The organism is Cupriavidus sp. CPT47-8839-RL05A, assembly GCF_058792255.1.
Genome location: NZ_JBYTEG010000016.1, coordinates 163167 through 175388 on the forward strand (window position 1 = coordinate 163167; position 12222 = coordinate 175388).

Genomic DNA, 12222 nt, shown 5'->3' on the forward strand with positions numbered 1-12222 from the left:
TTTCTCCTGTTGGTTTTGTGCATGAACCGGACGAGTGTCAGCCGTTTACCGGGCGGGCACAAACGACTATATTGCACGTTTGCATTACCAAAGATCATCCTGCAGCGGTCGCTCCGGCAGCCGTCCCGCCCTTACTCCCCTCCCCCGCCATGCGGCTGCATTCCCCATCGATGTCCGAGTTGCACGCCTTTGCCACCGCGGCACGGCTGGGCAGCTTTACGCGTGCGGCGGACGAACTGTGCGTGACCCAGGGTGCCATCAGCCGTGCCATCGCGCGGCTGGAAGCGCATTTCGGGCAGCCGCTGCTACAGCGCAATGCCCACCGGCTGGTACTGACCGATGCCGGCCGGAAATTGCTTGAGGCCGTGGCCGAGCCGCTGGCCACGATCGAGCATGCCAGCGCCGCCCTGCGCGCCGGTGACCGCCGGCACCACCTGACGCTGTCCGTCGTGCCCACGCTGGCCAGCGTCTGGCTGGTGCCGCGCCTGCCGGACTTCCATCGCCGCCATCCGGAAATCCGGCTGGACTTCGTCCCGTACCAGCGCGACGAGGATCTCTCCGGCCCCTCCCCCGACGCCGCCATCCTGGCGGGTGAAGCCGGCAAGTGGCCCGGCCTGCAGGCCGACTATGTGGTGGGACGTGAAATGGTGCCGGTCTGCCATCCGGACCGCGCCCGGGCACGGCGCGAGGCCGGCCACTGGCAGTCTCCCGCGGAGCTGCTGGACGAGCCTCTGCTCTACCACACCACCGCGCCGGCGAACTGGCAAAACTGGCTGCAGGCCGCCGGCGTACCCAACGCTGCGCCAAGGTTATCCACAGCATTCGACCAGGTCTCGATCCTGATCCAGGCGGTGCGCGCCGACATTGGCGTCGCCGTGCTGCAGCGCTGCCTGGTGCGCGACGAAATTGCCGCCGGACGCGTAACGGCGCCGTTTGACCTGCCAATTACGCTGCAACGGGGCTATTTCCTGTGTGCGCCGAAGGAACGGCGCGATCATCCGGCGCTGACATGCTTCCGTGATTGGCTGCTGGAGACCGCAGCGAAGGATACAGGCAGCGGCATCGACACTTTATTCACTGGATGACTTACAGAACAAAAATCTTGTATAAATACATTCATCCTGCAGATAAATTTCCTCAAATTATTATCTAGATAGATAATATTTGATAAATTTGATTACCAAAAATCACTCCAATGGATATTGGCGTGCCTACATCAGCGCGCCGGTAGCGACATCAGTCCGAAGCGCCTCTGAATTGGGTTATCCCCAAAGTTATTCACACCACCAATAGAGAAGGGCCTGCTTCCGCAGGCCCTCATTCCTCTGGCGAAAACCGGGCAGATCAAGCCGCCTTTTTTGCCAATCCAAGATAGGTTTCGATCACCTTCGGGTTCGCAGCCAGCTCGTCGGCCGGTCCTTCCATCGCCATATCGCCGGTTTCGATCACATAGCCGTAGTCCGCCACCTGCAACGCGGCGCGCGCGTTCTGCTCGATCAGCAGCGTAGCCACGCCGGTCTGGCGCAGGTTGCTGATGATGTGGAAGATCTCCTTCACGATCAGCGGCGCCAGGCCAAGGCTGGGCTCGTCCAGCATCAGCAACTGCGGCTTGGCCATCAGCGCGCGCCCCACCGCCAGCATCTGGCGCTCGCCCCCGGAGAGCGTGCCGGCGTCCTGGCGGGCGCGCTCGCGCAGGCGCGGGAACAGGTCGTAGACCACGTCCATCTGGTCCAGGTAGTTCTTCTCGCCGGCGCGCTTGCGGCGGAAGGCGCCCAGCTGCAGGTTGTCCTCCACCGTCATCGACGCAAACAGCTCGCGCTTCTCCGGCACCAGGCACATGCCGCGCGCAACGCGCCCCTCCACCGGGATGCCGGCCATGTCGTGGCCGAGGTAGCTGACCGAGCCGCTCGACGACCCCGTCACCGGCAGCGCACCCATGATCGCATTGAGCATGGTCGACTTGCCGGCACCGTTGGGGCCGATCACCGTGACGATCTTGCCGGCCTCCACCTTCAGGTTGGTGCCGTGCACCGCTTCCACCTTGCCGTAGCGGACGTGGAGGTCCTTCACTTCGAGAATCAGGCTCATGTCCGGTCCTTACTCCACGCCACCCAGATAGGCTTCCAGCACCGCGGGGTTCTTCTGCACTTCCTCGGGCACGCCCTCGGCAATGCGCGTGCCGAATTCCATCACCACCAGCCGGTCGGTCAGGTTCATCACGAAATCCATGTCGTGCTCGACCAGCAGCACGCTCATGCCCTCGCCCTTGAGCTTGCGCAGCAGTTCGGCCAGGGCCTGCTTCTCCTTGTAGCGCAGGCCCGCTGCCGGCTCGTCGAGCAACAGCAGCGCGGGGTCGCAGCAAAGCGCACGCGCGATTTCAAGAATCCGCTGCTGGCCCAGCGCGAGGCTGCCGGCTTCCATGTACATGCAATCGGCCAGGCCCACGCGTTCAAGCTGGCGCTTCGCTTCGAACAGCAGCCTCTCTTCCTCGGCCTTGTTCAAGCGCAGGATCGCGGCAGAGACGCCGCCCTGGGCGCGGAAATCACCGCGCAGGTGCGCGCCGATGGCCACGTTTTCCAGCACCGTCATGGTCGGCAGCAGGTGCACGTGCTGGAAGGTGCGGCCGATGCCGCGCTTGACGATCTCGCGCGACGGCAGGCCCGAGATCACTTCACCGCGGTAACGCACCTCCCCGCGCGTGACCGGCAGCACGCCCGTCACCAGGTTGAAGGTGGTGGACTTGCCCGCGCCATTGGGACCGATCAGCCCGATGATCTCGCCCGCGCGCACCTGGAAGCTGACATCGTTCACCGCCACCAGCCCGCCGAACTCCTTGCGCGCAGCGCGCACATCCAGGATCAGGTCGCCGGCCTCGGGCTTCTGGCGCACGGCCAGGGCCTCGGCCTGCGCCGGCGCCAGCACCGGCGGCCCCGAAGGCACCAGACGCCGCAGGAACGGCCAGATGCCATCGCGCGCGTATTGCAGCAGCAATACCAGCAGCACGCCGAAGACGATGATCTCGAAGTTGCCGTTGGCACCGAGCAGCTTGGGCAGCACGCCCTGCAGCACATCCTTCAGGATGGTCAGGATGCCCGCGCCCAGCACCGCGCCCCACACATGGCCCACGCCGCCGACCACGGCCATGAACAGGTACTCGATGCCGTAGTTCAGGCCGAACGGCGTCGGGTTCACCGCGCGCTGCAGGTGCGCGTACAGGAAGCCCGACACGCACGCCAGGACCGCCGCCACCACGAAGATCACCACCTTCATCCACGCGGTGTTCACGCCCATGGCCTCGGCCATCACGCCGCCGCCCTTGAGCGCGCGGATGGCGCGGCCCGGGCGCGAGTTCAGCAGGTTCTGCATCGCCAGCACGGCCAGCAGCACCACCGCCCAGATCAGGTAGAACATCGAGCGGCCCGACTGCAGCTCGATGCCGAAGAACGACAGCACCGGGATTCCGTTCAGGCCGTCATACTTGCCCAGGAACTCCAGGTTGCCGAACAGGAAGAACAGCGACAGGCCCCAGGCAATGGTCGCCAGCGGCAGGTAGTGGCCGGACATGCGCATCGTGATCAGCCCGATCACATAGGCCGATGCCATCGTGATCACCAGCCCCACCATCAGCCCGAACCAGGGCGACAGCCCGAACTGCGTGGTCAGGTAGGCCGTGCTGTACGCGCCCAGCCCCACGAACGCGGCCTGCCCGAACGAGGTCATGCCGCCCACCCCGGTCAGCAGCACCAGCCCGATCGCCACGATGCTGTACAGGCCGATGTAGTTGCCCAGCGTGATCCAGAACTCCGGCGTCGGCAGCGCCGGCAGCAACACCAGCACCACAATGAAAGCCAGCACCAGGACCCGGTTGCGGTTCAGCCGCGCACGGCTGCCTGCCTCGGCACTGGCCACCCGCGCCTGCTTGTCGGTCAGCATGGTCATGGCTTATTCCTCCTCCTCGACATGCTTGCTCGTCAGCGAGCGCCACAGCAGCACCGGAATGATCAGTGTGAAGACGATGACCTCCTTGAACGCGCTGGCCCAGAAGGACGAATAGGATTCAAGCAGGCCCACCAGCAGCGCACCGAGCGCCGCCACGGGGTAGCTCACCAGCCCGCCGACGATGGCGCCGACAAAGCCCTTCAGGCCCACCAGGAAGCCCGACTCGTAGTACACGGTGGTCAGCGGCGCGATCAGGATGCCGCACAGCGCGCCCATCGCCGCGGCCAGCGTGAACGACAGGCGCCCCGCCTGCGTGGTGCCGATGCCGACCAGGCGCGCGCCCAGCCGGTTCACCGCGGTCGCGCGCAGCGCCTTGCCCTGCAGCGTGCGCTCGAAATAGAAGTACAGCGCCCCGATCAGCAGCGCCGACACGCCCACGATCCACAGGCTCTGGCCCGAGATGCTGAGCGCGCCCACGTCGAAGCGCGCATCCGAGAACGCATTGGTGCGCGAGCCCTCCGCGCCGAACATCACCAGGCCCAGCCCCACCAGCGCAAAGTGCACGCCGACCGAGACGATCAGCAGCACCAGCGTGCTGGCCTCGGCCAGTGGCTGGTAGGCCAGCCGGTACAGCATCGGCCCCAGCGGGATGATGATCAGCAGCGTCAGCGCGATCTGCGCCAGCATCGGCAGCGGCTGCGCGCCATACTGCTGCGCCAGCCAGTGCACCGCGAGCGGGAACACCAGGTATTTGCCGGCCAGCACCGCCAGCCGCTGGCCCAGCGTGCGGCGCAACTCGGCGCTGCGCAGCACCGTGACGGTTTCATAGACGAAGGTCAGCGCCCCCATCGCCAGCAGCAGCCAGCTGGTCTGCGGCGCGTGACCGGCCTGCATCGCCGCCAGCGTCAGCGCGCCGTAGGCAACAAACTCCCCTTGCGGGATGAAGATGACCCGGGTCACCGAGAACACCAGCACCAGGGCCAGTGCCAGCAGCGCGTAGATCGCGCCCGAGGTGATGCCGTCCTGGGCCAGGATGGCAGCGATTGATAAGTCCATTGTCTCCCCGTCTTTTGGAAATACCTGCCTGCATCATATGGGGGCCGACAGGGTGCTGTGCGCTTTGGGATTTACGCAATAGTAAACGGATTGCCTAATGTAGAAATACAGGCAAGCCCTAACGAGAGGTCTGTATGGGGGCGTTTCGCATTGTTGCCATGCGGTTGGATGTCGCTCTCTTGGCAGGCGTGGCGCTTCGCGCAGCGCCCAATGACCGTCAGCGCATTTTGGGCCTGCGCAGCAGCCGTAGGCGTCCCCGCGATGCTGTCGGCAGCAGGCGGCCTACGCCCTGCATGGGGATCGTTCAATAGTGGGCTAACGCAGGCACTGGCACACACTCACGTGGCGTAGCAGGGTCGAACGGGCACCCACGCCCAAACGGCAAGCACCACCGCTCGAACCACCAACGCCGTGGAATTGATTGCCAGCCGCACAGACGACGCGTTTTTGGTTACTTTTTGTCGCTCGGACAAAAAGTGACTCGCCGGCTACGCCGGCGAAACAGCAGCGCTTGGCAAGCGCGACACCCAACCGCATGGCGCCACGCCGCCCCCAACCTTCACTTAGTCAGCAACTTCCACTTCCCATCAACAATCTGCACCATCACCCGCGCCCGCTGATCAAAGCCAAGGTGGTCGGTAGCACTCATGTTCATGATCCCATGCGAAACCGGCAGGTTCTTGGTCTGCTCCATCGCATCCCGCAACGCCTTGCGAAATTCCTTGGTACCCGGCTGGCCCTTCTTCAGCGCCTCAGGGATGGCATGCTGCAGGATCAGCCCCGCATCCCAGGCATGACCGCCGAAGGTCGAGACCTGGCCGCCGAAGGCCTTCTCGTAAGAAGTCTTGTAGGACATGGCCGGCTTCTTCACCGGATTGCTGTCCGGCAATTGCTCAGCCACCAGCAGCGGCCCGGCCGGCAGGAACGTGCCTTCGCAATCCTTGCCGCACACGCGCAGGAAGTCGGCATTGGCCACGCCGTGGGTCTGGTAGATCTTGCCCTTGAAACCACGCTCCTTGAGCGTCTTGGCCGGCAGCGCCGCGGGCGTACCCGAGCCTGCGATCAGCACGGCGTCGGCATTGGCGCTCATCATCTTCAGCACCTGGCCGGTGACCGAGGTATCGGTACGGGCAAAGCGCTCGTTGGCGACCACCTTGATCTTGCGCAGCTCCGCCACCTTGGCGAACTCCTGCGCCCAGCTGTCGCCATAGGCATCCGCGAAGCCGATGAATGCCACCGTCTTCACGTTGTTGTTGGTCATGTGCTCGGCAATGGCGGTCGCCATGTGCGAGTCATTCTGCGGCGTCTTGAAGACCCAGGCGCGCTTGGCATCCATCGGCTCGATGATGCGCGCCGAGGCGGCCATGGTGATCATCGGCGTATCGTTCTCGGCCACCACGTCTACCATCGCCAGCGAGTTCGGCGTCACGGTGGAACCCACCACCACGTCGACCTTGTCTTCGCTGATCAGCTTGCGGGTGTTCTTGACCGCGGTGGTGGTGTCGGAGGCATCGTCCAGCACGATGTACTCGATCTTCTTGCCCGCGATTTCCTTGGGCATCAGCGTGAAGGTGTTCTTCTCCGGAATACCCAGCGATGCCGCCGGACCCGTGGCCGACACCGTCACCCCGACCTTGACCTGTGCCTGGGCTGCACCGGCAACCAGGCTCGCCGCAGCGATTGCCAGCAGGCTGGCGCGCTTGAAATCCATCTTGTCTCCTCGGTTCCTGAAACGGAAAGGCATCCGTCCGGCGTCCACCGGCGGATGCCCGTTTTTGTCGACCCCTCGGGTCTGACGCAGGCACATCGCCGGCACCTGCGCTACAGCCAGGAACGACGCCAGGCCGCTCCCCAGTTTCCCCGTCCGCACCACTCCCCCGGATCGGCGCGCTCCGGCTATTCACCGACCGCGCGGTCGGGAATTCGGATCGAGTCTAGCACAGCGACTTGGCGCGAAAAGGGAGGATTAACCCGCATCGCAAGCGCCGCCCGGCTTCGCCGTCAGCGCAGGAACGCGTCCCAGGCGGTCTTCAGGATCAGCGCGCTCACCACCACGATAAACACCTTGCGCACGAAGGCGCTGCCGTGGCGCAGGGCCAGCTTGCTGCCTACCTGGCTGCCGGCGATGTTGGCCACCGCCATCACCAGGCCCAGCTGCCACCAGATATGGCCCTTGCTGGCCAGCAACAGCAGCGCCGCCAGGTTGGTGGCAAGGTTGACCACCTTGGTCGAGGCCGCCGCGTGCAGGAAGTCATAGCCGAACACCCGCACGAACGCGATCATCAGGAAGCTGCCGGTGCCCGGACCGAACACGCCGTCATAGAAGCCGATGGCGGCGCCGGCCAGCAGCGCCGCGATGCGCTCGCGCGACCCCGACAGCGTCGGCGCGTGTTCCGTACCCAGGTCCTTCTTGGCCACGGTGTAGACCAGCAACACCACCAGCACGAACGGCAGCGCCTTGCGCAGCGGCTCGGCCGGAATCTTGGTCAGCGCCCAGGCACCGGCCATCGAGAAGATAAGGGCCGCCACCACCGCGGGCGCGGTCGCGCCCCAGTAGATGCGCACGCTGCGGCCGTAGCGCAGCGCCGCGTTGGCGGTGCCCGCGATCGAGCCCATCTTGTTGGTACCCAGCAGCGTGGCCGGCGCGACATTGGGATAGGCCGAGAACATCGCCGGGATTTGTACCAGGCCGCCGCCGCCGGCGACCGCGTCGATCAGGCCGGCGAGAAAGGCGGCAACCGCCAGGAATGCGAATTCCGTCATTGCAGGAAGCAGGGAAGCGAAAAGGAAAGGATCGGAGGAGATCGGTGCGGGCGGGCCGGCGCGCTGCCAGGCGGTATCAGTTCAGCCCAGCGCCTTGGCCACAGGCACCAGGCTGCGGTGCCACATGCCGTTGCCATGCGGGCTGAAGCCCGGCGGCGCGCCGCCTTGCCCTGCCACCAGCCGCGGCGCCAGCAGCGCATGGCGGATACCGTGCGCACGGCCCCAGTCGGCCAGCGTGGCGCAGCAGGCCTCAAGGCAGGCGCGGCGGGACCCGCCGTCCAGCCCGGGCCGTACCCACCACTCGATGCCGCAGGCAGCCAGCCCGGCAAGCTCCAGGCTCGGGAGCAGCGCCACCGGCAGGCACGCCAGCAGATCGTGCGGAGCCTGCGCGTCGTTCACCAGGAGGCAGATGCCGCGCCCGGACTGGGCCAGCAGCTCGTCCAGCATCAGCCGGCGCGCGCGCGCGGCGGGCACCGGCAGTGGCTGCACCGTAGCCAGCCAGGCTTCCAGCGTCACTGCATCGGCGCCCAGCCCGAGGCGTACCAAGCCCTGCGGCGCAGGTGTGTCGGGAAGATCCGGAACGGCTGGGGAGTGGGGGGAATCAGGTGCGGCAGGCATGGCGGGCAATGAGAGCGCCCGCATTGTCGCATGTGGCGGGTAGCCAGGTGATGCCGGTGCAGCCTGGATGCCCCATGATGGGGCGAAAGCGCCACAGGAGCGATTGGGAGGCCCAAATGAAAAAAGCGTTGCCGAGGATCACCCGGCAACGCCCTTTATTTATAACGCTGCTACCCGACACCGGGTGCGCGCCTGTCGTCTCCTCGCTTCCGCCTCCATTTAACCTGCGAAAACCGTATATGGAATGTAACGAAGCGGTGCATCGAGGACAAGCTAGAAAAAACCCTAGCCCCAGAATCGGGCATGTCGACCCGCGGTCACTCGTGCCGGGTTACTCCCGCTTGCCCGAGTGGCCCCCGAAGCGCGCCAGCAGCTCGCCCATGATGCCACGGCGGAAAGTCAGCACGCAGATCACGAAGATCACGCCGGTCACCATCGTCACCGACTCGCCCAGCGTGCCGAACCAGGAGATGCCGGTGACCGACGCCAGGAAGTTGCCGATGTCGCCGAGCTTGTTCTCCAGCGCGACCACCACGAAGGCACCGACAATCGGGCCCGACAATGTGCCCAGGCCGCCGACCAGCGTCATCAGGATGACCGAGCCCGACATCGACCAGTGCACGTCGGTCAGCGTCCCGAAGCCCAGCACCAGCGCCTTGATCGAGCCGGCCAGCCCCGACAGCGCCGCCGACAGCACGAAGGCGGTCAGCTTGAAGCGGTCGACGTCATAGCCCAGCGAGACCGCGCGCGGCTCGTTCTCCTTGATCGCCTTCAGGATCTGGCCGAACGGCGAATGCACCGTGCGCACAATCAGCGCAAAGGCGGCCACAATGATCGCCAGCGCCACGTAGTACAGCGTCAGGTCGTCCGACAGCGGCAGCACCCCGAACAGCTTGCCGCGCGGGATGCCCTGCAAGCCGTCCTCGCCACCGGTGAACGGCGCCTGCAGGCAGATAAAGAACAGCATCTGCGCCAGCGCCAGCGTGATCATCGAGAAGTAGATGCCCTGCCGGCGGATGGCCAGCGAGCCCACCACGTAGCCGATCAGCGCGCCCGCACCGGTGCCCAGGATCAGGCCGATTTCCGGGGTCACGCCCCAGACCTTCATGGCATGGCCGGCGGCATAGCCAGCGCCGCCGAAGAAGGCCGCATGGCCGAACGACAGCAGCCCGGTATAGCCGATCAGCAGGTTGAAGGCGCACGCAAACAACGCGAAGCACAGCACCTTGAGCACGAACACCGGATACGCGCCGGCCAGCGGCGCGGCCACCAGTGCCAGCAGCAGCAATCCGTACAACAGTTTCTTCTGCACGCCTTGTCCCTTTCCTGCGTTGCCCGCGTTGGCCGCCACCGTGGATGGCGTCGATGATGTGGAGGGTACGCTCATCACTTCTCCTTCCCGAACAGCCCGGCCGGGCGCAGCAACAGCACGATCACCATGATGAAGAACACCACGGTCGACGATGCTTCAGGATAGAACACCTTGGTCAGGCCCTCGATCACGCCCAGCCCCAGGCCGGTCAGGATCGAACCCATGATCGAACCCATGCCGCCGATCACCACCACCGCGAACACGATGATGATCAGGTTCTGCCCCATCAGCGGCGAGATCTGGATCACCGGCGCGGCCAGCACCCCGGCAAACGCGGCCAGCGCCACGCCGAAGCCGTAGGTCAGCGTCACCATCAGCGGCACGTTGACGCCGAAGGCCTCGACCATCTTGGGGTTCTCGGTGCCGGCGCGCAGGTAGGCGCCCAGCTTGGTCTTCTCGATCACGTACCAGGTGGCAAAGCACACCACCAGCGACGCCACCACGACCCACGCGCGGTAGTTGGGCAGGATCATGAAGCCCAGGTCGGTCGCGCCCTGCAGCGCATCCGGCGTCGAGTACGGCAGCCCGGAGACGCCGTAGATCGAGCGGAAGATGCCCTCGATCACCAGCGTGATGCCCAGCGTCAGCAGCAGGCCGTAGATATGGTCGAGCTTGTAGATCCAGCGCAGCATGGTCTTCTCGATCACCACGCCCAGCGCGGCAACGACCAGCGGCGACAGCAGCAGCATGATCCAGTAGTTCAGCCCGGCGTACTCCATGCCCATCCAGGCCAGCACCGCACCGAGCATGAAGAGCGCGCCGTGCGCGAAATTGATGACGTTGAGCAGGCCGAAGATAACCGCCAGGCCCAGGCTCAGCATCGCATAGAAGGCGCCGTTGACCAGCCCCAGCAATAGCTGGGAAAGCATGGCCGGCAAGGGGATTCCGAAGATGTCCATCGCGGAGTGCCGTTGATACCGCCGTTGTATGACGGGGATTGCTGCGGTTGGTGCCAGGTAATGCGAACGCTGCGGCGAACACCGCAGCAAAGAACCGCGTCCGATGCCGGCGGCACGCAGGTGGCGCGCCGCCGGCGGATCTCACATCAGCTTACTTCTTCAGCATTGCGCACTTCGACTCGGCCACCGTGGTGAAGGCCTGGTCGCCCGGGATGGTCGCGACCACCTTCAGGTAGTCCCACGGCTTCTTCGACTCTGCCGCGGTCTTCACCTGCATCAGGTACATGTCGTGGATGCCACGACCGTCCTGGCGGATATAGCCCTTGGTGTAGAAGTCGTTGATCTTCATCTTCTTCAACTCGGCCATGACCTTGTCCGGATCGTCGGTCTTCGCTGCTTCCACCGCCTTCAGGTAGGTGCTGGCCGCCGAGTAGTCCGCCGCCTGCAGGCTGCTCGGCATCTTCTTCATCTTGCCGAAGAAGCGGTTGGCGAACTTGCGGGTGTCGTCGTTCATGTCCCAGTACCAGCTGTCGGTCATCAGCAGGCCTTCGGTGTTCTTCAGCCCGAGGCTGTGCACATCGTTGATGAACATCAGCAGGCCGGCGATCTTCATCGACTTGGTGATGCCGAATTCCTTGGCCGCCTTGATCGAGTTGATGGTGTCGCCGCCGGCGTTGGCCAGGCCCAGGATCTGCGCCTTGGACGACTGCGCCTGCAGCAGGAACGACGAGAAGTCCGATGCCGACAGCGGATGGCGCACCTGGCCCGCCACCGTGCCGCCGTTGGCCTTGACCACGGCCGCGGTGTCGCTTTCCAGAGAATGGCCGAAGGCGTAGTCGGCGGTCAGGAAGAACCACGACTTGCCGCCCTGCTTGACCACCGCGCTGCCGGTGCCCTTGGCCAGCGCCACCGTGTCATAGGCGTAGTGCACCGTGTACGGCGAGCACTCTTCGTTGGTCAGGCGCGCGGTGCCGGCACCGATGTTGATGTAGACGCGCTTCTTCTCCGAGGCCACCTTGTTCATGGCCAGCGCGGTGCCGGAGTTGGTGCCGCCCAGCAGCATGTCCAGGCCCTGCTGGTCCATCCATTCGCGTGCCTTCGAGGCGGCGATGTCGGCCTTGTTCTGGTGGTCAGCGGAGACGATCTCGATCGGCTTGCCCAGCACCTTGCCGCCGCGGTCCTCGACCGCCATCTTGATGGCTTCCAGGCCGCCGGGGCCGTCGATGTCGGCGTACAGGCCCGACATGTCGGTGATATAGCCGATCTTCACAGTGTCGCCGGACACCTGGGCAACGGCGCTGAAGGAAACCGCACCCATGGCAATGGCCGCCATCGCGGCCGCGAGCCGAGTCTTTTTCATGTCTATGTCTCCTGATTTGCGGCGGCGTGCGCGCCACCCGTTCCTGCCAAACATCAACCCATGATCCGTGCGGATCAGACCCCGAGCAGTTCGTGCAGCACCGGCATCTTGGCTTCCAGCTCATTGGCTGCGAAGCGCTCGACGATGCTGCCATGCTCCATCACGTAGAAGCGGTCGGCCAGCGGCGCGGCGAAGCGGAAGTTCTGCTCCACCAT

At 65.1% G+C, this 12222-nt stretch carries 10 protein-coding genes and 1 pseudogene; 1 reads left to right on the forward strand and 10 read right to left on the reverse strand.

All coding sequences use genetic code 11. From position 1 onward, the window contains the following. Window positions 1-149 precede the first annotated feature (149 nt). On the forward strand, window positions 150-1085 hold the full coding sequence (locus AC3WVS_RS20565; protein ID WP_492320126.1) for a LysR substrate-binding domain-containing protein: 936 nt from the start codon (window positions 150-152) through the stop codon (window positions 1083-1085). 259 nt (window positions 1086-1344) lie between these two features. On the opposite strand, the gene AC3WVS_RS20570 is transcribed toward AC3WVS_RS20565, so the two are convergent. The 10 genes and pseudogenes from AC3WVS_RS20570 to AC3WVS_RS20615 all read right to left on the reverse strand — a co-directional run. After that, window positions 1345-2088 (reverse strand): ABC transporter ATP-binding protein, encoded by a 744-nt coding sequence (locus AC3WVS_RS20570; RefSeq protein ID WP_492320127.1) that lies wholly within the window; start codon window positions 2086-2088, stop codon window positions 1345-1347. A 9-nt stretch (window positions 2089-2097) separates the two neighbouring features. Beyond that, entirely contained in the window at window positions 2098-3939 is a 1842-nt protein-coding gene (locus AC3WVS_RS20575) for a branched-chain amino acid ABC transporter ATP-binding protein/permease (RefSeq protein WP_492320128.1), read from the reverse strand. Between the two features lie 3 nt (window positions 3940-3942). Beyond that, the gene (locus AC3WVS_RS20580; protein ID WP_058698082.1) at window positions 3943-4995 is read right to left on the reverse strand and encodes a branched-chain amino acid ABC transporter permease; all 1053 of its coding nucleotides are present in this window, start codon (window positions 4993-4995) and stop codon (window positions 3943-3945) included. Between the two features lie 559 nt (window positions 4996-5554). Continuing rightward, entirely contained in the window at window positions 5555-6706 is a 1152-nt protein-coding gene (locus AC3WVS_RS20585; RefSeq protein ID WP_010811281.1) for an ABC transporter substrate-binding protein, read from the reverse strand. Window positions 6707-6996: 290 nt separating this feature from the next. Then, the gene (locus tag AC3WVS_RS20590; RefSeq protein ID WP_492320129.1) at window positions 6997-7758 is read right to left on the reverse strand and encodes a sulfite exporter TauE/SafE family protein; all 762 of its coding nucleotides are present in this window, start codon (window positions 7756-7758) and stop codon (window positions 6997-6999) included. A gap of 81 nt (window positions 7759-7839) precedes the next feature. Further along, window positions 7840-8304 carry a hypothetical protein gene (locus AC3WVS_RS20595; protein WP_492320130.1) on the reverse strand — a complete coding sequence of 155 codons (465 nt, stop codon included), beginning with the start codon at window positions 8302-8304 and terminating at the stop codon, window positions 7840-7842. Window positions 8305-8707: 403 nt separating this feature from the next. Next, window positions 8708-9763 carry a branched-chain amino acid ABC transporter permease gene (locus AC3WVS_RS20600; RefSeq protein WP_492320131.1) on the reverse strand — a complete coding sequence of 352 codons (1056 nt, stop codon included), beginning with the start codon at window positions 9761-9763 and terminating at the stop codon, window positions 8708-8710. Next, window positions 9763-10647, reverse strand: coding sequence for a branched-chain amino acid ABC transporter permease (locus tag AC3WVS_RS20605; RefSeq protein WP_414224838.1), 885 nt, complete (start codon window positions 10645-10647; stop codon window positions 9763-9765). The genes AC3WVS_RS20600 and AC3WVS_RS20605 overlap by 1 nt, the downstream gene beginning before the upstream one ends. Before the next feature lie 151 nt (window positions 10648-10798). After that, complete coding sequence (locus tag AC3WVS_RS20610; protein ID WP_492320132.1) at window positions 10799-12007, reverse strand: ABC transporter substrate-binding protein; 1209 nt, start codon at window positions 12005-12007, stop codon at window positions 10799-10801. A 74-nt stretch (window positions 12008-12081) separates the two neighbouring features. Then, window positions 12082-12222 (reverse strand): annotated as a pseudogene (locus AC3WVS_RS20615) (ABC transporter ATP-binding protein); the annotation flags it as partial.

Bases quoted from the DNA above. Each gene is read 5' to 3' on its own strand.
- AC3WVS_RS20565 (WP_492320126.1), top strand. From the start codon at position 150: ATGCGGCTGCATTCCCCATCGATGTCCGAGTTGCACGCCTTTGCCACC.
- AC3WVS_RS20570 (WP_492320127.1), bottom strand. From the start codon at position 2,088: ATGAGCCTGATTCTCGAAGTGAAGGACCTCCACGTCCGCTACGGCAAG.
- AC3WVS_RS20575 (WP_492320128.1), bottom strand. From the start codon at position 3,939: ATGACCATGCTGACCGACAAGCAGGCGCGGGTGGCCAGTGCCGAGGCA.
- AC3WVS_RS20580 (WP_058698082.1), bottom strand. From the start codon at position 4,995: ATGGACTTATCAATCGCTGCCATCCTGGCCCAGGACGGCATCACCTCG.
- AC3WVS_RS20585 (WP_010811281.1), bottom strand. From the start codon at position 6,706: ATGGATTTCAAGCGCGCCAGCCTGCTGGCAATCGCTGCGGCGAGCCTG.
- AC3WVS_RS20590 (WP_492320129.1), bottom strand. From the start codon at position 7,758: ATGACGGAATTCGCATTCCTGGCGGTTGCCGCCTTTCTCGCCGGCCTG.
- AC3WVS_RS20600 (WP_492320131.1), bottom strand. From the start codon at position 9,763: ATGAGCGTACCCTCCACATCATCGACGCCATCCACGGTGGCGGCCAAC.
- AC3WVS_RS20605 (WP_414224838.1), bottom strand. From the start codon at position 10,647: ATGGACATCTTCGGAATCCCCTTGCCGGCCATGCTTTCCCAGCTATTG.
- AC3WVS_RS20610 (WP_492320132.1), bottom strand. From the start codon at position 12,007: ATGAAAAAGACTCGGCTCGCGGCCGCGATGGCGGCCATTGCCATGGGT.